At 69.7% G+C, this 21647-nt stretch carries 23 protein-coding genes and 1 pseudogene; 8 read left to right on the top strand and 16 right to left on the bottom strand.

The features are described from left to right. Window positions 1-28: 28 nt before the first annotated feature. From CLT74_RS07955 to CLT74_RS07945, 3 genes are read right to left on the bottom strand one after another with little or no spacing between them, the layout of a single operon-like run. On the bottom strand, window positions 29-982 hold the full coding sequence (locus CLT74_RS07955; protein WP_486582131.1) for a PDR/VanB family oxidoreductase: 954 nt from the start codon (window positions 980-982) through the stop codon (window positions 29-31). Then, complete coding sequence (locus CLT74_RS07950) at window positions 979-1230, bottom strand: hypothetical protein (protein WP_099845964.1); 252 nt, start codon at window positions 1228-1230, stop codon at window positions 979-981. Before CLT74_RS07950 ends, CLT74_RS07955 begins: the two co-directional genes overlap by 4 nt. Further along, window positions 1227-2270, bottom strand: a complete 1044-nt coding sequence (locus CLT74_RS07945) for a Rieske 2Fe-2S domain-containing protein (RefSeq protein ID WP_099845963.1) — start codon at window positions 2268-2270, stop codon at window positions 1227-1229. Before CLT74_RS07945 ends, CLT74_RS07950 begins: the two co-directional genes overlap by 4 nt. Window positions 2271-2433: 163 nt before the next feature. On the opposite strand from CLT74_RS07945, the gene CLT74_RS07940 reads away from it, so the two are divergent. After that, on the top strand, window positions 2434-3690 hold the full coding sequence (locus tag CLT74_RS07940) for an MFS transporter (RefSeq protein WP_486582705.1): 1257 nt from the start codon (window positions 2434-2436) through the stop codon (window positions 3688-3690). Window positions 3691-3708: 18 nt separating this feature from the next. Here CLT74_RS07940 and CLT74_RS07935 read toward each other — a convergent pair whose 3' ends face one another. Further along, window positions 3709-4179: a hypothetical protein gene (locus CLT74_RS07935; protein WP_143697109.1), complete on the bottom strand. Its 471-nt coding sequence runs from the start codon at window positions 4177-4179 to the stop codon at window positions 3709-3711. Between the two features lie 319 nt (window positions 4180-4498). Between CLT74_RS07935 and CLT74_RS07930 the strand changes: the two genes are divergently transcribed. The 3 genes and pseudogenes from CLT74_RS07930 to CLT74_RS07920 all read left to right on the top strand — a co-directional run. Continuing rightward, the gene (locus tag CLT74_RS07930) at window positions 4499-5200 is read left to right on the top strand and encodes a hypothetical protein (RefSeq protein WP_143697108.1); all 702 of its coding nucleotides are present in this window, start codon (window positions 4499-4501) and stop codon (window positions 5198-5200) included. 15 nt (window positions 5201-5215) lie between these two features. Beyond that, complete coding sequence (locus tag CLT74_RS07925) at window positions 5216-5515, top strand: hypothetical protein (RefSeq protein ID WP_099845959.1); 300 nt, start codon at window positions 5216-5218, stop codon at window positions 5513-5515. A 65-nt stretch (window positions 5516-5580) separates the two neighbouring features. Continuing rightward, a pseudogene (locus CLT74_RS07920) lies at window positions 5581-6189 on the top strand (XRE family transcriptional regulator); the annotation flags it as partial. 627 nt (window positions 6190-6816) lie between these two features. Here CLT74_RS07920 and CLT74_RS07910 read toward each other — a convergent pair. From CLT74_RS07910 to CLT74_RS07860, 12 genes are all read right to left on the bottom strand, one after another. After that, on the bottom strand, window positions 6817-7440 hold the full coding sequence (locus tag CLT74_RS07910) for a hypothetical protein (RefSeq protein WP_099845958.1): 624 nt from the start codon (window positions 7438-7440) through the stop codon (window positions 6817-6819). 124 nt (window positions 7441-7564) lie between these two features. Further along, complete coding sequence (locus CLT74_RS30170) at window positions 7565-7921, bottom strand: hypothetical protein (protein WP_143697107.1); 357 nt, start codon at window positions 7919-7921, stop codon at window positions 7565-7567. A 220-nt stretch (window positions 7922-8141) separates the two neighbouring features. Then, complete coding sequence (locus CLT74_RS07905; RefSeq protein WP_143697106.1) at window positions 8142-8621, bottom strand: hypothetical protein; 480 nt, start codon at window positions 8619-8621, stop codon at window positions 8142-8144. Between the two features lie 815 nt (window positions 8622-9436). Beyond that, a complete protein-coding gene (locus CLT74_RS07900) occupies window positions 9437-10642 on the bottom strand; it encodes an IS110 family RNA-guided transposase (protein WP_143697104.1) in 1206 nt (401 codons plus the stop codon). 388 nt (window positions 10643-11030) lie between these two features. Then, the gene (locus CLT74_RS30425) at window positions 11031-11207 is read right to left on the bottom strand and encodes a hypothetical protein (protein WP_158240226.1); all 177 of its coding nucleotides are present in this window, start codon (window positions 11205-11207) and stop codon (window positions 11031-11033) included. Window positions 11208-11404: 197 nt separating this feature from the next. Beyond that, window positions 11405-12145: an ABC transporter permease gene (locus CLT74_RS07890; RefSeq protein ID WP_099845955.1), complete on the bottom strand. Its 741-nt coding sequence runs from the start codon at window positions 12143-12145 to the stop codon at window positions 11405-11407. 16 nt (window positions 12146-12161) lie between these two features. After that, window positions 12162-13040: an ABC transporter ATP-binding protein gene (locus CLT74_RS07885; protein WP_099845954.1), complete on the bottom strand. Its 879-nt coding sequence runs from the start codon at window positions 13038-13040 to the stop codon at window positions 12162-12164. Continuing rightward, on the bottom strand, window positions 13037-13813 hold the full coding sequence (locus tag CLT74_RS07880; RefSeq protein WP_099845953.1) for an SDR family oxidoreductase: 777 nt from the start codon (window positions 13811-13813) through the stop codon (window positions 13037-13039). The genes CLT74_RS07885 and CLT74_RS07880 overlap by 4 nt, the downstream gene beginning before the upstream one ends. Continuing rightward, window positions 13810-14451, bottom strand: a complete 642-nt coding sequence (locus CLT74_RS07875) for a TetR family transcriptional regulator (RefSeq protein ID WP_099845952.1) — start codon at window positions 14449-14451, stop codon at window positions 13810-13812. Before CLT74_RS07875 ends, CLT74_RS07880 begins: the two co-directional genes overlap by 4 nt. Window positions 14452-14559: 108 nt before the next feature. Then, a complete protein-coding gene (locus CLT74_RS07870) occupies window positions 14560-15636 on the bottom strand; it encodes an alcohol dehydrogenase catalytic domain-containing protein (protein ID WP_199172137.1) in 1077 nt (358 codons plus the stop codon). After that, window positions 15633-17051: an aldehyde dehydrogenase family protein gene (locus tag CLT74_RS07865; RefSeq protein ID WP_099845951.1), complete on the bottom strand. Its 1419-nt coding sequence runs from the start codon at window positions 17049-17051 to the stop codon at window positions 15633-15635. The genes CLT74_RS07870 and CLT74_RS07865 overlap by 4 nt, the downstream gene beginning before the upstream one ends. A gap of 43 nt (window positions 17052-17094) precedes the next feature. After that, on the bottom strand, window positions 17095-17760 hold the full coding sequence (locus CLT74_RS07860) for a TetR/AcrR family transcriptional regulator C-terminal domain-containing protein (protein ID WP_099845950.1): 666 nt from the start codon (window positions 17758-17760) through the stop codon (window positions 17095-17097). A gap of 89 nt (window positions 17761-17849) precedes the next feature. On the opposite strand from CLT74_RS07860, the gene CLT74_RS07855 reads away from it, so the two are divergent. The 4 genes from CLT74_RS07855 to CLT74_RS07840 are packed head-to-tail and all read left to right on the top strand — an operon-like array spanning window position 17850 to window position 21575. Next, on the top strand, window positions 17850-18998 hold the full coding sequence (locus CLT74_RS07855; RefSeq protein ID WP_099845949.1) for an acyl-CoA dehydrogenase family protein: 1149 nt from the start codon (window positions 17850-17852) through the stop codon (window positions 18996-18998). A 23-nt stretch (window positions 18999-19021) separates the two neighbouring features. Beyond that, entirely contained in the window at window positions 19022-20194 is a 1173-nt protein-coding gene (locus tag CLT74_RS07850) for an acyl-CoA dehydrogenase family protein (protein WP_099845948.1), read from the top strand. After that, entirely contained in the window at window positions 20191-20655 is a 465-nt protein-coding gene (locus CLT74_RS07845; RefSeq protein ID WP_099845947.1) for a MaoC family dehydratase, read from the top strand. Before CLT74_RS07850 ends, CLT74_RS07845 begins: the two co-directional genes overlap by 4 nt. Beyond that, window positions 20652-21575, top strand: coding sequence for an AMP-binding protein (locus CLT74_RS07840; protein ID WP_099845946.1), 924 nt, complete (start codon window positions 20652-20654; stop codon window positions 21573-21575). Before CLT74_RS07845 ends, CLT74_RS07840 begins: the two co-directional genes overlap by 4 nt. Window positions 21576-21647 lie beyond the last annotated feature (72 nt).

The following is a 21647-nucleotide window of genomic DNA, read 5'->3' as shown; positions in this document are numbered from 1 at the left end:
CGCCATCATGCCGACCCCGGCCCGCCGGTCACAGCTCCAGCGTCAGTCGGGGCGTGACGGACCGCGAAACGCAGATCATCATGGTGTCGCCGACGGCCCGTTCCGCCTCGGTGAGCAGGCTGTCCCGGTGCTCCGGCACACCGTCGAGCACAGGTGTCTCGCAGGTGCCGCAGGTGCCCTCCCGGCACGAGGACAGCACCTGCACGCCGGCCGCCTCCACCGCCGCCAGGATCGACGTGCCCGGCGGCACGGTCAGCGTCCGGCCACTGAGGGCGAGTTCGACCTCGACAGCGGTGTCGACGGCATCGGCGGTGGCCAGCGGCGTGAAGCGCTCGACGTGCAGGGCCCCGGCGGGCCAGGTCCGGCAGCGTTGCTCCACCGCCGCGATCAACGACTCCGGCCCGCAGCAGTAGACGAGCCCGTCCGTCGGCTGTCCCAGCAGCTCGTCCAGGTCGAGCAGGCCGGTCTCGTCCTGCGGGTACAGGCTCACCCGGTCGCCGTACTTCTCCCGCAGCGCGTCGGCGAAGGCCATCGTGGCGCGGCTGCGTCCGCCGTACACCAGCCGCCAGTCGGCTCCGGCGGCGTCGGCGGCGGCGACCATCGGGCTGATCGGCGTGATACCGATACCACCGGCGACGAACAGGTAGCGCGAGGCCGTCACCAGCGGAAAGTTGTTCCGTGGTCCGCGCACCCGGACAGTCGCGCCCGGGGTGAGCCGCTCGTGCACATGCCGTGAGCCACCGCGCCCCTCCGGCTCCAGCTGCACCGCGACCCGCAGGGTGGCCCGGTCGGCCGGGTCGCCGCAGAGCGAGTACTGGCGTACCAGCCCCGGCCCGAGTTCCAGGTCGAGGTGCGCGCCGGGAGACCAGGCGGGCAGGTCGCCGCCGCCGGGTCGACACAGGCTCAGCACGGCGACACCCGTCGCCGGCCAGTCCCGGTCGGCCACCACCAGCTCCGCGCCGGCCAGGTTGTCGTCGGTCACGCCGGCACCGCCGACCGGGTCGGGGCAGGCGACACCGGCGTCCCGGTGGCGGCCTGGGGTGCCGGCGGGACCAGCTCCGGCGGCTGATGACCGTACGGATGGGCGAGCAGCCACTCCCACAACTCGACAGGTTCCTCGGCGACGCGCTCGGCGCCGCAGTGACAGATCCCGCGCAGCGTGTCGGTGCCCGGCATCCAGTGGATCCGGTAGATCCGGTCGCCGGTGAGCATCCGGGCCGGCTCGGTCATCGGGGTGCCCCCACCGTCCCCGCCTCGACCATCCGGGCGATCAGCCGCCGGGCGGCGAGCCCGCCGGTGTCGATGTTGATGCTGAGTTCCTGGTACTTGTCCGGCTCGGACGCGATCACCTGCTCCAGGATGTTCAGCGCCGTCACGTCCTGCATGACCACCGTGTGGTTGCTCTGGTGCAGGTACTCGCTCACCGACTCGTCGTCGATGGCGAAGTCGCGGGCCACCGCCCAGAAGTCGTATGTGGTGTTCTCCGTCGACGGCGTGATGGCGTACACGATCTCGGCGTGGAAGGCGTCGCTGTCCTCGTCCTCGGCCGGCGGGTAGAGGCCCTGCGGCGCGATCCGGCTGTGCAGCAGGTACAGGCACGGCGGGTGGAACTCGATGTCCTGCCAGCGGGTGATCCGGCCCTGGATGCCTGTCGACTTGGCGTAGAACGGCGGGCACTCGGCGTCGTCCATGTGCCGGCTGACGTAGACGATGCCGCGTTCCTCGTCGACCTCGGTGGTGATCGGCGTGTTCGCCACCTCCGGGGTGCCGATGTAGCCGCCGTGCAGGTAGGTCTCGTGCGACAGGTCCATCAGGTTGTCCACGAGCAGGCTGTACCGGGCGTTCAGCGGCGCCATCCCGCGCACCACCGTGTACCGGGGGTCGTCCAGCCAGGGGGCGCGGGGAATCGTGGTCGGGTCCGCGCGCTCCCGGTCGCCGATCCACACCCAGATCAGCGAATCCTGCTCCACCACCGGGTACGCGGCGACCCGCGCGGTCCGCGGGATGCGTTGCTGACCCGGGACGAAGACGCAGGTGCCGGTCTGGTCGTAGGTGAAACCGTGGTAGCCGCAGACAATGGTGTCGCCGTCGAGGCGGCTCTCGGAGAGCGGGTAGCGCCGGTGCACGCACCTGTCGGCGAGCGCCACGGCCTCCCCGGACTCGGTGCGGTAGAGGACTAGCGGCTCACCGAGCACGGTGCGGGCGAGCAGATCCCGCCCGACCTCGTTGCTGTAGGCCGTCACGTACCACTGGTTGCGGGCGAACGCCATCGTGACCCAACCTCTCTCGGGACGGGAGCGGGGTGCAGTCGGATGATCCCGTGACCCGAGTGCTGATCGGCAGCGTCTCTTTCACTCAGTGAAAGGCCAGCGGCCTTTCGCCGGTCGCCGCGACGCTGCCATGATCGGCGGCGTGACGGGGGTCGAGGAACCAGTGCGTACGGACCAGGGAGCGGCGCACGCGGCTTGTGAGAGCCGGCTGGGTGGTCGGTTCTGGCGGCTCTGGTCAGCGTCGGCGGTGTCCAACCTCGCCGACGGGATCGTCAAGATCGCACTGCCGTTGGTGGCCGTCGGCTACACCCGCTCACCGGTGCTGGTGGCCGGGGTCGCCACCGCGTTCAGCCTGTCCTGGCTGCTGTTCGCGCTGCCGGCCGGGGCGCTCGCCGACCGGCTCGACAGGCGTCGGGTGATGCTTGCCGCCAACACCCTGCGCGCCGTTCTCATCGGCGGGCTGGCGCTCGCGGTGGCCTTCGACGCCGGGTCGATCTGGCTGCTCTATCTGGTGGCGCTCGGCCTCGGCACCGCCGAGACCCTCTACGACACCTCCGCCCAGTCGATCCTGCCGCAGGTGGTCACGCGCGACCAACTGCCCCGGGCCAACGGCCGACTCGCCGCCGTGGAGCTGGCCGCCAACCAGTTCGTCGGCCCACCACTCGCCGGTTTCCTGGTCGCCGCCGGAGTGGCCCTGGCCCTCGTCGGGCCGGCGGTGCTGTGGGCGCTGGCAGTCGCCGCACTGCTCCTGGTCGCCGGCCGGTTCCGGATCGAGCGCGACGAGCCGACGACGATCCGCGCCGACATCGCCGAAGGGCTGCGCTTCCTCTGGCGGCACCGGCTGCTGCGCACCCTGGCCACAATGGTCGGGACCAGCAACTTCATCACCAGCGCCATCTTCGCCGTGCTTGTGCTCTATGCGGTCGGCCCGGACTCGGCCGTCGGCCTCACCGAACCCGGGTACGGGCTCCTGCTCACCACCATCGCGGCCGGCATCGTGCTCGGCTCGGTCGCCACCGCACGGATCGAACAACGGCTCGGCCGGTCCCGCACCCTGGCGCTCTCCGTGCTGGCGATGGCCGCCGTCGTCGGCGTACCGGCGCTGAGCACCAACCCGTTCGTGATCGGTACGGTCTTCTTCGTCGGCGGCATCCTGCTCGCCACCTGGAACGTCATCACCATCTCGCTACGCCAACGGATCACCCCGGACCGGCTGCTCGGCCGGGTCAACAGCGGCTACCGAATGCTGGCCTGGGGAAGCATGCCGGCCGGCGCGCTGGTCGGCGGCGTCGCGGCCGAGGTCTTCGGCCTCCGCGCGGTCTTCGCCATCATGGGAGTGCTGACGCTTACCCTGCTGCTCGGCATGTTCGTGGTCACCGACGACAACATCGAGGCCGCCGAACGCGACGCGGCCGACTGACCTCGCCTGCGAGTGCCGCTAGCTGTCCCGCCCGGTGGACGCGGAGATGTAGGCATGGAACGCCGCGACTTCTTCGTCCCGCACGGTCGGTGCGAAATCGAGGTGCTCGCTGGGATGTATGCCGGTGCCGGAACCGGTCACCGTCACGAACCAAGCCCCCTCAGCACCGAACCAGTGCGCCTGCCCCAGACGGCCGACCTGCTCAGCCTCCGACGGGTCGTCCGGGTCTGTCGCTGCAACGATGCGTACCCACTGTCCGTCCCGCCCGTAGGGTGGTCGAGGGAACTCGGTGCCGGCGTCCGTTCGGATGCTCTCCACCGGCACACCGAACAGGCGGGCCGCACCGGCACGGGCCAACGCCAGCACCTCGCTGGTCTTGAAGGTCCGGCCGACCTCCACCTCACCGTCCGGTCCGTCAACCAGTACCGCATATGAGCGGTCCGGCTCGTGGCGAACCCGCGCCCGCACGGCGATCGATCCCTCCCTCATCTGCTGATGATGCCGCACCCACAGGTATACGTTGCATCGGATCTTGAGTCTGGAATGTCACACGATCCGAGCGCCGATGTGGTCTGCCCTGCGCCGCCTTGCGGCAATCGCGCCGCGGAACTGCCCCTCGGTTCCTAGGCGCTGAGCAGCCCACTCGGATCGGCCCGGGCTTCGGGCCGCCGAAGCGAAAGGTCGGGCACGCCCGCGAGCAGGGACTCGGACACGTCTCGCGTAGACACTGTCGCCGCAGTTCGTCGCCCCCGCGCGAACTGCCAGCTCGGTATCCTCGGTGCACTCACGGGTATCGGGGGGTCACGGGATGTCGCGCGGCAAGACTGTCGTGTTGGTCTTGGCCGTCGCAGTGGCGCTGGCCGGCTGTGGTGCGGGCGGGTCCGGGGTCGGCGGCTCCACCAATTCGCCCGCTGGCCCACCTACCTTCTCCGTTCCGATGCACAGCACGGCCGCGTTGGATGGACCCTCCTCCCTGCCGACCGATCCGCTCGAGGTCTTCAAACGCAATGTCACGTTGGCTGCCGAGTCTTGTGGCACCTGCCGGGGCCAGAAGAGCATTAACCTGCCGCCGGCAGAACGAGCGGCGGCGCTCCGGCGGCTCATCGACGATTCGAACGAGAACTTCCGACTCAGCGAGGCCAACGCCGACGCCGCGTTGCGTGGCCCACAGGACACCCGGCCGCAGGTGGCGGGGCCGGGCGGCGAAGGGGCGGACGTCACCTTCCTCGGAGCCGGCGGCACCGCGGCGTTCCGGCGGGAGGTCAAGTGTCTCAAGGGGGGCAATTTCAGCGGTGAGATGTCCCGCGCCGCCCGTCAAGTTAAGTACGACGGCGAGGTCTTCGTGCAGATGCCGGCCGGCACCGACGTGGTTCGCCTGCTGCAGCGGTTCTGGGGCGGCCGCACCGATGCGGACCTGGCGAAATACCGGGGTGTCTGGGTGACCGTGCATGATCCGAACGGCAACCGGATCGGAGCTGGCATGCTGGGACTGCGTGGCATGACGATGTGATTGAGGGGTTCTCGGGTGTCGCTCACCGGCTGGTTGGCCTGTCCGCAGTGCGCCACGCGTATGGCGCTGGGCACCGCGTACCGGCTGGGGGACCAGCGAATCGGCTATTTCCAGGACGGTTACAGCGCCAACTCCGACCAGCCGGAGTTGACCCGGGCGTTGTGGAAGTTCCTGGCCGACCACGCCACGCACCCCCTGCGGGTGCTGCTGCCTGATACGCCGGGTTACGACGACCTGGACCAGTTCCGGGAAATCGGCGGTGACGAGCGGGGCGACGTTTCCTTCGCCCAGTACCTCGACGGGTGGCCCGGCTGAATCCAGGCCCAACCACCTCACCCGTCCGGCACGGCAACCACTACAAGCGCTGCGGATACGACAACAATGATCCGGTTGCGGTGGGGGTGGCCGCGGCGAATCGGGCGCGGGTGTCGGCGTACACCGGCGCGTACGGCCCGGCCCGGGTGTACTGCGATCGTGCCGGTGCGGACCTGGTGGGCAGCGGCGCGGACACCTCGTTGGATGTGCTCGGGTTCCTGCACCTGGCCCGCGCGCATCACCTCGCCGGCATGAAGGATCAGTCCGCCGCCGAGGATCACCTCGACGAGGCGGCGCGGATCGCCGCGCACACCGGGGAGACGACGAGCTGGGACCTGTTGTGGGGGCCGAGCAACGTGGCGTTGTGGCGGATGGCCTACCTGCTCGACACCGGGCGTCCGCAGGAGGGGTTGCTGGCGGCTGCCGGCGTGGTGGTCGGGGAGCTGCCGGCGGTGCGGCAGGTGTACTACTGGCTGGACATGGCCCGCGCGATGGTGGCGGCTGAACGGGAGCGAGACGCGGTGCGGATGCTGCTGGCGGCCGAGCGGGTCGGCCCGCAGCACACCCGGTCATCGACGGCGGCGCGAGAAGTCGCCCGTGGACTGCTGCGCCGAGGGCTTGTCTCCACCGAACTGCGGGGCCTGTGCGAACGCATGGGAGTCACCAGCCAGTAGTGGTGCGTAGGTGTGCCATCACGCACCGTGCCGTCCATAGCGTTCCGATCAGGACACGACGGCAGGAAGTACCCGCTGCGTCGACTGTGTCCGTCGGGTGGCGGCGTCAACCCGAGCGCGACGCCTGACAGGCGTGCTGCCGTCGCCACCCTCCAACCCGTGACGAGGGAGGCGGAACCTGTGGCGATCCGGTCCGAGCTGCGCGACATCATGCGGTGGCTACTTCGGCGGGCGGACTCGCCTCCGCCGCCTGGGACTGGCCAGCGCCACCAAGCCGCCGAGCAGGCAGCGGCACAGCAGCGGTTGCTCGACCAGGCTAAGCGCCTGCGGGACGCGCAGTGGCACCGAGAGCCGATGCACGCAACGCCGTACGCGCCGACGATGCGGGATCAGCGCACGACATGGAGCCACGGGTGAGCCCAGGGCGGGCAGGTGCTCCTGACATGTCGCCTACGAGCAGGCGACGCGTCTCGTATGACGAGTACCTGTCGGCCACCGCGTTGACCTTCGCCCGACGGCATCGGTCGGTCTCCGGATCGGGGGCGGTGATCTAGCGCAGCGCCGGCAGGGTGTAAATCGGCGGGACTGAGGGCCACCTACCGGAAGAGGACGTCTCGACGGTTCACGTCACGTCGCCAAAGCTCTCGGCGTAGGAGGTGGTGTGGCGACCATGCCGCGTAGCGCGGCCAGGAGAAGTCCCTGCTCGTCAACAGGTAGACCAAACCGGGCACGCGAGAGCTGGGTGGCGTACGGCGCGAGGGTGTCGAGGTCGGCATGTTGTTGCCGCGCCTCCGCATTCAATGCGGCATCGGGGTCGAAGTCGATGTCGTCGTCGGTGTAGTCCTCGGACGCCAGTTCCATGCGGTAGTCGACGGCGTCGATGGCCCGGCCTGCGACGTGGACGGCGAAGGCCGGCTCCGCGTGGAGGTAGCATTCCGCCGCGTAGAGAATCGCTGCGGCCGGGTCATCGTCGGCGTCATCCGGGCCGTCCTGCCCCTCGTTATGGTAGTACTCGCTGATGTAGAACTCGCCGAGGGTGACGGCGATTGGCTTGAAGGCCGTCTGATCGCCGGCGGCAGCACGCCACACCAGATCGAGCAGAGGTCGCAGGCTTTGTGTGAACGGCAGCCCTTGCGGGTCCAGCCGCATGAGCCGCTCCGCTGTGATAGCGGCGAACGCCACGGCCGTACCAGCGTCGACCGCCAGCAGCCGCGACCGCACCTGCTCGTTGAGGGTCTGCCAATCCGTCATACCAACCTCCGAACACCGGGTGGGTAACTATACGAGCGGGGTTCCGGCCCGGGTGCGACGACCCGGACCGTGAACCGCCAGTGCACACCTTTGGCACGTGGACCTGCTCGCTGGGCTGAAGCCGCTACCCGCCTTCGTTGCCCTTCTTCCATTCAGTCGCCGCCACCTTCCACGCCATCCAGTGCAACAACTGTCGCTCAACTTTTCGTGATGCAACAGGAAGTCGACCAAGGGTTTCCAGTGGGACATCCAGTCGCCCTAACGAAATTTTCCTACTTCGGCCGTGATCCGCCGAAAACCCTCCATCGATGGCTATGATGCGGCATTTCCAGAACGGTAGCGGCTCTTCCTCGTAGCCGAACGGCAGGAGCAGATAGACAGCCCCTTCGCTTGTCGACAGGGCGTCGGCAGCCCACCCCAGTCGACCGCGCTCGGCAACATCAATCAGCAGGCGCAATTTCCGCATCGAGACAACCCGCACCGGTGGAGCCGAAAGCCCGGACCAGGACCGGACGAAATTCGCGCGACTGAACGGCAACTATCGAGTCGGCATCACTGTACGGCCACGTTGACTACCTGCGCTGCACTGCCTTCGGCAGATTTCCTGTTGCTGGCCAATCTGATCAACACCTCGAGCATCCTAGTGGGCCCGTTCCAGGCCTGGACTTGTCCCTGGTGTGGCCGGTGGCTCGTGTCTTTGCCTACAGCAGGTTCCTGAGCAGGCTCAGGTTTTTCCGCATGAGGCGGATGCAGGCAAGTCGTTCGTCCCGGTCATCGAACAGATATATGTATCCGGCTTCTATGTCGAGATCCACGGCGGGGGCGGGTCTGGACAGCGCATCCCTTCTGAAATCGCTGTTTCTTTCCCTTACCTTGTCCACCAGCTTGTCGTACGCTGCACCGATTTCGGTGGACTCCAGGGTGAGCCAGCGGCGGTAGAAGGACAGCGACTTCTGTGTGTCGCCAAGTATCGCTGCCAGGTTGGCCCGGGTCTCGGGGGTGCCGTCATGCAACCGGAAGAACATGTAAGGAAGTTGCCTGTAGTGCTCTACCACTTCTAGTGCATCTGCGTATCGACGGGCTCTCTCGGCACGTCTGGTTGCGGCGTTGCTTAGTAGGTACCCCACTAGTGCTGTGGTCGCTGCTATTATGCCAACGGTCACCGTCGGGTCAATCCTCATGAGGCGATTAAAGCAGTTGAATGCAACCGCGGCTGAATCAGGCCCAACCCGCCGCGGCATGCGAATCACAGACTAGGTCTGCCCGTTGGACGGCCGCCGTACGACCGAGCGTTCTAGACGCTGACCGCCGCCCTTAGGGCGATCGCGGGAAAGCCGGCGTCCATGCGGATGCTGTCCACCGGCACACCGAACAGGCGAGCCGCACCGGCACGGACCAACGCCAGCACCTGCCTGGTCGTAACGGTCCAGCCACCGCAAACGCAGACGACAACAACAGGGAAGTTGCTCTCAGGCTCAGCCAAGCGCCCGGTTGAGGCCGAGCACCATGAGGAGGTGCCTGATGTCCTGTAGCCTTCGGGCTCCAGGATGCCGCCAAAGGCCCTGTTCCAGCAAGGTGGCCACCCGGGGTAGGCAGCAGAAGCCCTCGGACCATCCAACCGTGCGGATGGGGGCATTCCTCGGCTTCGCCTACCGTCACTCGCAGCGTCAATCACCGGGTGACAGGGTACTTGTCAGCCGGGTTAAGGCCTCACGTGCCACACAGCCCGTGAGCCAGCAGCACAGGATGAGTCTTAACTTTGCCTTTGGCAGTGCGGTAGGCGACGCTAAGGTCGCCACCAATGTGGCCTAGTTGTCGAGTCTTGTGTCGTCGCGTTCGGTGACATCCGGGGTCGCTGTGGACCTGCGATGGCCCCGGCTTGCCGCCGCGCTTCTGCCGACGGAGGTGGGGATGCAGGGTGATGGCGACGAGCCAGGGGAGAGCCGGGGCGAGCAGATTTAGGCAGCCGAGCGGGGGGGTGTCCCTATGGGTTTTGTCAAGCCGCGAGGCGGGGTTCGTTCGCCGGTTTCGGCTGGTAGGGGGTCTTGGTGCGCAGCATGGCGTGGAGGACGTCAACACGGCGTCGTGCCAGACAGATGAGGGCGGCGTTGTGCTTCTTGCCTTCTGTTCGTTTGCGGTCGTAGTAGGTGCGGCTGGCCGGGTCGGCCAGAGCGGCGAACGCGGACAGGAAGAACGCGCGTTTGAGTTGCTTGTTGCCGCTCTTCGGTGGGTGCTCGCCGCGGATGCTGGTGCCGGATCGTCGGGTGACCGGGGCCAGGCCGGCGTATGCGGCGAGGTGGCCGGAGGTGGGGAAGGCGGTGCCGTCGCCGACTTCGAGCAGGATGCGGGCTGCGGTCCTGACGCCGATGCCGGGCATCGAGGTCAGGACCCCGGCAAGAGGGTGTGCATCAAGCATCTCCTCGACTTGGCCGGCGAGTTGGTCACGCTGGCGCAGCAGGTCACGCAGGCTGTCGGCCAGGCGGGGCAGGACGGTCTCGGCAGCTGTGGTGCCAGGCACGATCACGGTCTGCGCGGCGAGCGCGGCGAGGATCTGCTCGACCAGGCGAGCACCCATCCGTGGTGCGCGGGCCTTGACGATGTCGAGGAGTTTCGCTCGGCCGGCCTTGCGCAGCCCGGCCGGTCCGCCGCACCTCGACAGCAACTCCAGGACTGCCTTGTGCTGCACGTTCGGGCCGAGGACCCGCTCCAGCGGCGGGTGGATCTGGGTGAGCAGCCCACGAATCCGGTTGGTCACGCGGGTGACCTCACCGGCGAGGTCGTCGTCGAAGCCGACCAGGACTTCCAGCTCGGCCAGGGCCTCGTCGCCGGTGTCGACCCGGCGCAGCGTGTGCGGCAGGGTCCGGGCGGCATCCGCGATCACATAGGCGTCTCGGGCATCGGTCTTGGCCGTGCCGGGATGCAGGTCGGCCAGCCGACGCATGACCAGACCCGGCAGGTAGGCCACCTGATGCCCACACGCGCGGGCGACGGCCACGGGCAGCGCGCCGATCGAGGCGGGCTGGTCGACCACCACCAGGATCAGGCCGTGCCGGGCGAGTTTGTCGAACAGCTTGCGCAGTCCCGCCTCGGTGTTAGGCAACGTGGCGTCATGCAGCCGCTTACCCTCGCAGCTCAGCGCGACCGCGTGGTGTCCCTCTTTGCCGACGTCGAGTCCCACGAAGACGCCGAACCCGTCGCGCACCCCTCGTCTCCTCCCCTGCGGTGGCCTCGGCCGCCGCGTCTAGGCGTCGGACTGCCGGCATCCACGTTACGAAGAGACCAACCCCAGGCGGGGCGGCCGGGTCCCTATCAGCGGTCCGCCGACGCCACCCGACCGGCGACAACACCCCCGGATCATCCGTACGACAGGGGCAGTAAGTCATACCGGGCCGGGCGACCGAGGAGTCCCCGGCTGGGGACGATCAAAAAGGTAACGGGGCGAGGCTTGTGCCTCCGACGGGCCCAGACGAGTCCAGGATGGAGTTGCCGAACGGGCTGCTCCATCGAGGTGTGGGGTCGCCGGCCGACGGGATGGCGGCGCGCTGGGGAGCGCGATGACCGGAGCTGGGACAGCCGCCGTGCATCTCGGGCTATGCGTTGGGTGACCCGCTCCGCCGGTGCCTGATGACGAAATCAGCCACCACAACAGGGATTACCGCCACCGCACCAACCAGGACCTTGAGACCGACGGACGCGTCCCAGGCGAAGCCCAATACCACGAGGGAAAGCAGGATTAGGAAGTAGACGACCTTCAGGTAGCGCGGCATGGCCGTCACCTTACTGGGCGAAGTGCACTGACCGTACAGCACTCCTTACAGCCAAGCTGGCCGGCGGACATCTTCGTGGCGATGGGTGATGGGCTCGCGTCACGTACTGACGGAGCATCTCGAGGTCGCCCGAGAAGGGCCTTCCTCACGCAGCTCGCAGTTTCCCTCGGGGTGGGCTGACCGGTGACGGCGCGGCCTCAGCTGAACCGGCGGACCTGATCGCGGCGATGGCCCCAGATGGTGAGGCCGGCGAAGATCGTGATCCACAGTGCGAGCATCACAAGTGACAGCGCCCCGACCGACTCCCCGGTGAGCGCGACAAGCACCAGGTCGGTCGCGCCCCGGGTGGGTACGAAGGGTGCGATCTGCTCGATGATCTGGGGCGTTCCCGCCTCGTCGAAGAACATCCCGCCGGCCACCGCAAGTGGCAGGAAGCCGATGCTGTTGGCGATGGCGGCCACCCGCATCGACATCAGATAGCCCATCGCCAGCCCCAGTAGGGTGAAGGTCACCACCGCGACCAGCAGTGCACCCGCCGCCAGCAGCACCCGTGGCGGCGGAGCCGAGGCGGCGGTGAACAGTCCGGTCACCAGCAGGATCGGGATGATCGCCGCGGCGACGACAGTCAGGCCGACCAGCAGGTGGCCGAACATCTGCGGCGCGATCCCGCCGGGCAGGGTGCGCAGATAGTGCCCCCAGGTCGATTCCCGTTGCGCGGCGATAGCGACGCTGAAGTGGCCGACGCAGGCCATGAGCACCCCGAACACCACAAGGGTCGCGCTGGCCGAGGTGATCGCCACCGGGTCCTGCCCGATGAACGGTACGACGAAGAACACCATGACTCCGACCGGGACCAGTGCCACGGTCAGAAACATCGTGGGCGTCCGGATGGTCTCAGCGAGGTTCCGTCGGGTGTAGGTCATGGTCAAGGAGGACATGGATCGACCTTTCAGGTCAGCTGGTCCGCCGGTCGCCGGTGATCGCCAGGAAGGCGTCCTCCAGCGAGGCGGATTCGATTTCGATGTCGGTGAACGACGCGCCTGAGGTCACCAGCTCCCGGACCAGCGCGGTGGCGTCGTTCGTCAACAGATGGGTGCGGTCGGCGTCTCGTTCGATCGAGGCGACCCCGCTCAGCGTGGGCAGCACCGGGTCGGTCAGGGTGACCCGCTTGAGCCGGACCCGGCCGCGAATCTCGGCGACACCGCCGTCGGCGATGATCCGGCCGTGGTTCATCACCACGACCCGGTCGGCAAGCGCCTCCACCTCTTCGATGTAATGGCTGGTCAGCAGGACGGCTCCGCCGTCGGCGTGGAAGGCACGGATGCCGTTCCACAGTGCCCGCCGGGCGTCCACGTCGAGACCGGTGGTGGGCTCGTCCAGGAACACCAGCCGGGGCCGCCCGGCGAAGGCCAGTGCGACCGCGACCCGCCGCTGCTGTCCGCCGGACAGGCCGCCGGCCTGCCGGTCGGCCAGCGGAGTGAGGTCGAAGCGGTCAAGGAGTTCGGCCCGGTCCACCGGATCGGGGAAGTGCGCCGAAACGAAGTCCACGAGTTCGGCCACCCGCCAGGTCTCCGGAAGCCCGGTCTCCTGCGGCGTCACGCCGATCACGCGGCGGGTCGACTCGCTGCGCGGGTCGCCGCCGCACAGTTCGACACTTCCGGAATCGGGCCGCAGCAGGCCGGTCATCACGTTGATCAGTGTGGACTTGCCGGCACCGTTGGGGCCCAGCAGTCCGAGTACCTGCCCGGCCGGGATGTCCAGGGACACGCCGTCCAGCGCGATGGTGTCGTGGTAGCGGCGGGTGAGATCGCGCGCGCGGGCGATGATGGTCATGAGGTGGCCTCCGGGACGACCTGTCGGTTCGGGTCGGACATGATCGACGGGATGTCGGGAAAAGCGAAGGGGGCCGGCTCGCCGTGCGGCACGACCGGCCACGCCTGTCCGGTCCCGCCGCGTGCCAGCACCAGTTCGGCGACGTCGGCGACCCGCTCGGGCGAAAGGACCGCCACTCCCAGGTCCCTGACGAACGGGGTCGCCTCGCCCAGGATCGGGGTGTCGATGAAGGTGGGGCACAGCGCGTTGACGGTGACGCCCCGGTCGGCCACGGTCGGCGCGACGGAGCGGACCAACCCGATCACGGCGTGCTTGGTGGCCGCGTAGAGCGGGTTGATCGGGCTCTCGGTCAAGCCGGCCAGGCTGGAGGTGGCCAGGATCGCCCCGGAACCCTGCCTGATGAAGACCTCCAGGGCGGCGTGCAGCCCGTAGACCACCCCGTCGAGATTTACCGATACCAGGTCGCGGTAGTGCTCGGGCCGGAAATCATCGACGAACCCGCCGTGTTCACCGATTCCGGCGTTCAGCACGGCGACATCGAGGCTGCCGAAGTGCTCGGTCGCGGTCCGGACGGCGGCGATGTTGTCGGCCAGCCGGGCGACGTCGGTACGGACGAAGGCGCCGGCAACCTCCCGGGCGACCGTCTCCCCGGCCGGATCGACGTCGGCGATGACGACCCGGGCGCCCCCAGAGGCGAAGCGGCGGGCGATGGCCGCACCGATTCCGCCGGCTCCGCCGGTGACGAGTGCGACTTTGCCGTCAAGGGGGCTCATGTCTGCTCCATGGTGGACGGGACCGGCCGGGTGGCGTGGTCGAGAGCGGTGGTGATCTCCCGCAGGTACCTGTCGATGTCGAGGCCGGGATCGCGGGACAGCGCGGTGGGTACGGCGTCGATCACGCCGCGCACGATCCGGGCCATCACGGTGACGTCGAAGTCCCGGAATTCGCCGCACTCCTGACCCGCCGCGAACAGTTGCTCAAGCGGCAACAGCAGTTGCCTGTCGAATTCGGCCGGGTCGGCGTCGGGCAGGTCAGCCAGGCCACCGCTGGTGAGGATCTCGACGAGGGCGATCATCCGGGCCGGGTGGGCGCGCATGTACTCCAGGTTCGAGCTGACGTAGGCGCGCAGTTGGCGGGCAGGAGTGGTCTCAGCGTCGATCATCGGTGCCATGAATGCCGCGGCATCGGTGTAGACGGTGGTGACGACCTGGGCGATCAGTTCGGACTTCCCCGCGAAGTGGTAGGAGATCAGTCCGCGGCTGATCCCGGCACGATTGCCGATCCTGCCCATCGACGCACGGTGGTAGCCGACCTCCGCGATGGTCTCGACAGCGGCGTTCACGATCTGGGCTCGCCGCGCCTCCTCGATGAAGGAGCGGGATTGGCCGTCGTGTTCAGGATTTGGCACCATGGCCAAGAATTTAGCACGCGGTGTCAGTGAACTGCCAGCACGGCCAAATCAGCAGGTAGGGACCGTCAAAGTGGGTGGGGGAGGTGGTAACGGAGGGCGGGGGCCGCGTCAGTCGAACAGGACCACTGTGCGGGCGCCTTCGCCCCGGGCCATCCGGGCCAGCGCCTCCGGTGCCTCGTCGAGGGTGATCCGGTCGGTGACCAGGAAGTCGAGGTCGAGGGTGCCGTCGAGCACCGCGCGGGCCAGCTCGGGCACGTCCCGGTCCGGGTCTGAGGAGCCGTACACCGAGGAGCGCAGCGTACGGGCCGAGTGGAAGATCTCCAGGGCGCTGAGGGCGACCATGTCGTCCTTGCCGCCCATGCCGACCACGATGACCTGCCCGCCCCGCCGGGTCGCCCGCCAGGCGGTGCGGATGGTGGCGGCCCGTCCGACGCATTCGACCGCGTGGTCGACGCCACGTCCACCGGTGAGCGACCGTACCGCGCGGCTGAGGGTGTCGTCGGCGAGCAGGAAGTCGGTGGCGCCGGCCGCGTACGCCAGCTCGGCCTTTGCGGGTGCGACGTCGACCGCGATGACGGTGGCGGCGCCCGCCGCGCGGGCGGCGGCGACGGCGGAGAGGCCGACGCCGCCGAGGCCGATGACGGCTACCGAGTCGCCGGGCCGGACAGCGGCGGTACGGCGGATCGCGCCGACGCCGGTGAGCACCGCGCAGCCGAGCAGCGCGGCGGTGGGGAAGGGCAGTTCCGCAGGTACGGTCACCACGGCCTGCTGCGGGACCACCACCTGTTCGGCAAGTGCCCCGAGGCCGAGGGTGACGTGCAGGGGCGCGCCGTCGATCGTGTGCCCGAGGGCGGCGGCCGGCTTACCGGAGCGTTCGCAGAGCCACGGCTCGCCGTGCCCGCAGTACCAGCAGTCGCGGCACGGGGGTGCCCAGTTGAGCACCACGTGGTCACCGACCGCTACCCGGCCGACGCCGTCGCCGACCTCGGCGACCACGCCCGCGGCCTCGTGGCCGAGCAGCAGCGGGTACGGCGCGGCGATGGTGCCGTCGACCATGGACAGGTCGGAGTGGCAGACGCCTGCCGCTTTGACCGCCACCCGTACCTGGCCGGGGCCGGTGGCGGGCGGGTCGACAGGCTCGACCCGGGGTGGCGTGCCGACGCCGCGAACCACCAGGCCCTTCACCGCTGGATCGCCTTCACTTCGCAGAACTCCTCAAGCCCGTGCACGCCCAGCTCGCGGCCGAGCCCGGACTGCTTGTAGCCGCCGAACGGGGCGAGCGGGTTGAACGGCGCGCCGTTGATGTCGACGGCACCGGTGCGCAACCGTCGCGCGACTCGCAGTGCCCGTTCCTCGTCGCCGGACCAGACCGCGCCGGCCAGGCCGTAGCGGGAGTTGTTGGCGACCCGCACCGCGTGGTCGTCGTCGTCGACCGGGATGACCGCGAGGACCGGCCCGAAGATCTCCTCCTGGGCGAGGGCGCTGTCGGGGTCGACGTCGGCGATGACCGTCGGGGCGACGAACCAGCCCTGCTGCGGCACGGGTGCGTCGGGTCCGCCGGCGACGAGCCGGCCGCCGTCGGCCAGGCCCCGGGCGATGTGGTCGCGTACCCGGTCCCGCTGCTGGGCGGAGACCAGTGGACCGAGGCGGGTGACCGGGTCGAACGGGTCACCGAGCCGGTAGCCGTCGGTGGCCTTGCCGGCCAGGTCGAGGGCCTCGTCGTAGCGGTCCCGGTGCACCAGCATCCGGGTCCACGCGGTGCAGGTCTGGCCCGAGTTGAGGAACGCGTTGCCGACGCCCACCTTCACCGCGCCGGCCAGGTCGGCGTCGTCGAGGATCACGTTCGCCGACTTGCCGCCCAACTCGAGCGACACCCGGGCGATCCGGTCGGCGGCCAGGTGCGTGATCCGCCGGCCGGTGGCGGTGGAGCCGGTGAAGGAGACCAGGTCCACGTCGGGGTGTCCGGCGAGGGCCTCGCCGACCACCGGTCCGGTGCCGGTGACCAGGTTGACCACGCCGGGGGGCAGGCCGGCTTCGTGGATGGCGTCGAAGAGCAGGTACGCGGTCAGCGGGGTCAGTTCGCTCGGCTTGAGCACGAGTGTGCAGCCGGCGGCGAGGGCGGGTGCGAGCTTGGCGACGATCTGGTGCAGCGGATAGTTCCACGGGGTGATCGCGCCGACCACGCCCACGGGCTCGCGTACCACGAGGGAGTTGCCCACGGTCTGCGGCGCGGGCGGGTGCGCGGCCAGGTCGACGTAGCTGCGCAGGACGGTGAGCGGCAGCCCGGCCTGGACGCGGGTGGCGACCTTCAGCGGGGTGCCGAGTTCACTGGCGACGGTGTGCGCGATGTCCTTGACGCGGTCGGTCAGGGCGGCGTGCAGCCGGTCGAGGTGGGCGGCCCGGTCGGCGGGATCGGTGGTCGACCAGCTTTCGAAGGCGGCCCGGGCGGCGGCCACGGCCCGGTCGACGTCCTCGGCCGTGCCGGCCGGGACGGTGCCGATGACCTCCTCGGTCGTCGGGTTGTGCACCTCCAACGGCTGTCCGCCGGCCGCGCGCACCCAGCGTCCGTCGAGGTAGAAGTCGGTCCGTACGGATTCCATGGGCTCCTCACCTCGACTAAAACTAGCGGTGCAAGTTTGGACTCTAGTACGCCGGGCCGGCTGGCGGGAGGGGTGGCAGCGGGCCGACGACGCGTTCGTAGGTGTGCGACAGCCCGTCGATGAGCGCCTCCAGTCCCAGCGCGAAGGCGCCCTCGTCGACCTGTTGCTGGTGTTCGGCGAGGCGGTGTGCCTGGCTCAGGTGCGGGTACTGCTCCGCGTAGAGCCCCGGATCCTTCACGAAGCCCTGGGCGAAGGAACTGAGCGCGGAACCCATCACGAAGTAGCGCATGAGCGCGCCGATGTGCGTCGCCCGGGCGGGTGGCCAACCGGCCGTGACCAGCCCGCCGTAGACGGCGTCGGCCATGGCCAGGGCAGCCGGGCGTCGACCCGGGCCCTGGGCCAGGTGCGGCACGATGTTCGGGTGGGCGGCGAGGGCGGCCCGGTAGGAGTGACCCCAACGGCGCAGCGCCTCGGGCCAGTCGACCTCGCCGAAGTACGACACGTCGACCTGGCCGGTGATGCTGTCCGCGACCGCGTCGAGGATCTCGTCCTTGGTGGCGAAGTGGTTGTACAGCGACGGTCCGCGTACGCCGAGAGCGGCGGCGAGCCGGCGGGTGGAGAACGCGTCGAGCCCCTCGGCGTCGATCAACGCGGCGGCGGCCTCGACGATCCGCTCCCTGCTGAGCAGGGCCTGTCGCGGCCGGGGCATGGGTGTCCTCCTTCAGGTGGATGGCTCGCGGGGAACTTTGCCACACCGGGGTCTGGACAGCATAAAACTTGCAGCGCTAGTTTACTGGCATGGACCTTCACCTCTCCGCCGAGCAGGTAGCGGTCCGCTCGCTCGCCGCCGACTTCGTCAACCGCGAGGTGGTGCCGCACGCGGCGGCCTGGGACCGGCGCGAGGCGGTCGACCCCGGCATCGTCGGCAAGCTCGGCGAGGTCGGCTTCCTCGGCCTCACCATCGCCGAGGAGTACGGCGGATCCGGCGGCGACCACCTCGCGTACTGCCTGGTGCTTGAGGAACTCGGTCGGGGCGACTCCGCGGTCCGCGGCATCGTGTCGGTCTCCCTCGGCCTGGTCGCCAAGTCCATCGCCACCCACGGCACGCCGGAGCAGCGCGAGCGGTGGCTGCCCGCACTCTGCTCCGGTACCGCCCTGGGCTGCTTCGCCCTCACCGAGCCGGACAGCGGCTCGGACGCGGCGGCGCTCGCCACCCGGGCGGTCCGCGACGGCGACGACTGGCTGCTCACCGGCCGCAAGACGTTCATCACCAACGGCACCACCGCAGACGTCGCGTTGCTCTTCGCCCGCACCGGCGGCCCGGGCCACCGGGGGATCACCGCGTTCCTGGTGCCGACCGACAGCCCGGGCCTCAGCCGGTCGGAGATCAAGGGCAAGCTGGGCCTACGCGGACAGGCCACCGCCGAACTCGTCCTCGACGCCGTCCGGGTGCCCGACACCGCCCGGCTCGGTGCGGAGGGCGCCGGCTTCAAGCTGGCGCTGGCCACCCTCGCCAAGGGCCGGATGTCGGTCGCCGCCGGCTGCGTCGGCATCGCCCAGGGCTGCCTGGACGCCGCCGTCGGCTACGCCGGGACACGCACGCAGTTCGGCAAGCCGATCGCCGGACACCAGCTCGTGCAGCAACTGCTCGCCGGCATCGCCGTCGACACCGCCGCCGCGCGGCTGCTGGTCTGGCGGGTCGCCGACCTGATCGACCGTGGCGAGCCGTTCGCCACCGAGGCGTCGATGGCCAAGCTGTTCGCCAGCGAGGCCGCCGTCCGCGCCGCCAACGACGCCATCCAGGTGTACGGCGGGTACGGCTACATCGACGAGTACCCGGTCGGCAAGTACCTGCGCGACGCCCGCGTCGCCACCCTGTACGAGGGCACCAGCCAGATTCAGCAGCTACTCATCGGGCGGGCGCTCACCGGCGTCAACGCCTTCTGAACCGCGAGAGGAACCGTGCGCACATGGATTTCGGGCTGTCCGACGAGGAGCGGGCCATCCGCGACACCGCTCGTGACTTCATCACCCGGGAGGTCATGCCGCTGGAGCAGGAACTGCTGCGCCGCGAACGGGCCCACCAACCCGGCCTGGAACCCTCCGAGCTGCGTGAGTTGCAGCTCAAGGCCCGAAAGTTCGGCTTCTGGGGGTTGGCCACGCCGCAGGAGTACGGCGGCATGGACCTGCCCGCCGTCGTCCAGTCGCTGATCTGGACCGAGATCGGCCGCAGCTTCGTGCCGTTCCGCTTCGGTGGCGAGGCTGACAACATTCTCTTCCACGCCACCGACGAGCAGCGCAAGGAGTTCCTGCTGCCCACCATCGAGGGGGAGCGAAACTCCTGCTTCGCCATCACCGAGCCGGGTGCCGGCTCGGACGCGGCGAACATCCGGTTCAGCGCCCGCCGGGACGGCGACGACTGGATCCTCAACGGCGAGAAGACCTTCATCACCGGCGGCAACGAGGCCGACTTCGCCATCGTCATCGCGGTCACTGACCCGGCGCGGGGCGCCCGCGACGGTGGGGCGACAGCGTTCCTGGTGGACCGGGCGATGGGCTGGCGGTCGGAGTTCATCCCGACGATGGGCGAGGGCGGGCCCGCCTCGCTGATCTTCGACGACGTACGGGTGCCGCACCGCAACATCCTCGGCGAGGTCGGGCAGGGCTTCGCCCTCGCCATGCAGTGGATCGGCAAGGGTCGCTACACGATCCCCTCGCACGCCGTCGGCATCGCCGAACGCGCGCTGCGGATGGCCATCGACCACGCCAACACCCGGGAGACCTTCGGGTCGAAGATCGGCACCAACCAGGCCATCCAGTGGATGATCGCCGACTCGGAGACCGAGCTGGAGGCGGCCCGCTGGCTCATCCTGCGGGCCGCGTGGACCGTCGACGCCGGTCTGGACCCGAGGCACGCCTCCTCGATGGCGAAGCTCTACGGTGCCGGCATGGTCAACCGGGTGGTCGACCGGGTCATGCAGATCCACGGCGGGATGGGCTACACCCGTGAGCTGCCGATCGAACGCTGGTACCGGCAGGTGCGGCTGTACCGGATCTTCGAGGGCACCGACGAGATGCAGCGACTGATCATCTCCCGCGACCTGCTACGCGGTTACACGAAGCTCGGAGGGCATCTGGGATGAGAAGCTTCGCCAGCCTCGACGAGCTGGCCGGCGCGGTCGGCGAGCGACTCGGCCCCGGCCCCTGGTTCCCCATCGATCAGCGCCGGGTCGACACGTTCGCCGACGCCACCGACGACCACCAGTGGATCCACCTCGACCAGGAACGGGCGGCGGCCGGGCCGTACGGCGGCACCATCGCACACGGCTACCTGACGCTCGCCCTGCTGCCCGCGCTGGTCGGCCGCCTGTACCGGGTGGACGGGGTGCGGATGGGGGTCAACTACGGCCTCAACCGGGTCCGTTTCCCCGCGCCGGTACGCGTCGGCAGCTCGGTGCGGGTGGTCGCCACGATCGACCAGGTGAGCCCGTTCGACGGCGGAGCGCAACTGGTCGCCACGGTGACGGTGGACGGTGACGGCGGCGGCAAGCCGGTCTGCGTGGCCGAGACGGTGAGCCGGCTGTACGCGGGCCCGGCCCGATGACCGCGCTGTCCCCGGCGACAGTGCTGGCCGGGTCCGCCCACCGGCACGCCGACACCGTCGCCGTCGTCGACGGCCGGGTCCGGGTCACGTACGCCGAACTGTGGTTGGAGGCCCGCTGCTACGGCGCCGGGCTACGGGCCGCCGGGGTGCGCGACGGCGACGCGGTGGCCCTGCTCGCGCCGAACGTGGTCGATTTTCCCCGGGTCTACTACGGCGCCCTCGCCGCCGGTGCGGTCGCCGTACCTGTCGGTGTGCCGGTCGCCCCGCAGGCCGTGCACCTGGCCCGCGACGCGCGGCTGCTGGTCTGCCACACCTCGCAGCTGGCCGCCGGGCGGCGGGTCAGCGCCCGGGTCGGCGTACCGCTGCTCACGGTCGGCCCGACCCGGGGTCCGTCCGGCGTACCCCGGCTGGAGGATCTCTGTGACACCCCACCCGGCGGCACCGCCACGGACCCCGACGTCGACCCGGTCGCCGAGCCGGAGGGCACCGACGTGGTCCTCGGCTGTCTGCCGCTGGGCGGCCGGTTCGGTCAGGCCGTCGCGCTGACCGGCACCTTCCGGGCGGGGGCGACCCTGGTGCTGCTGAGCCGCTTCACCGGCCCGGTGGCGCTGGATCTCATGCTCCGTGAGGAGGTCACCGTCTTCCACGGCACGTCGGCGATGTACGCGGCCCTGCTCGACGCGGCTCGGGGCCGGGCTGCGCTGCCCCGGCTGCGGCGCTGCGTCAGCCGGGCACCCCTACCGCCGTCGCTGCGGCAGCGCTTCACCGTCACCTTCGACACGATCGTCGAGGTGGCCGAGGGGGAGCGCGACTCGCCAGTGCCGGGCCCACCCGCCGGCCCGGTGCGCCCGGCCCGGCGGATCCGCTCGCGTCGACTGGGCTGCCCCGGCGAGCGGTACCGGCGGGGGACCGGAAGCTAGGCGCTCGCCCGGCACCACCTGGACCAACGACGGACGTCAGCCAGGCCCGGAACGCTCACCGGACTCGGCGGC

It is taken from the genome of Verrucosispora sp. CNZ293, assembly GCF_002754655.1.
Note: the sequence above shows the minus strand (reverse complement) of the source record. Positions and strands in the feature narration are given on the sequence as shown.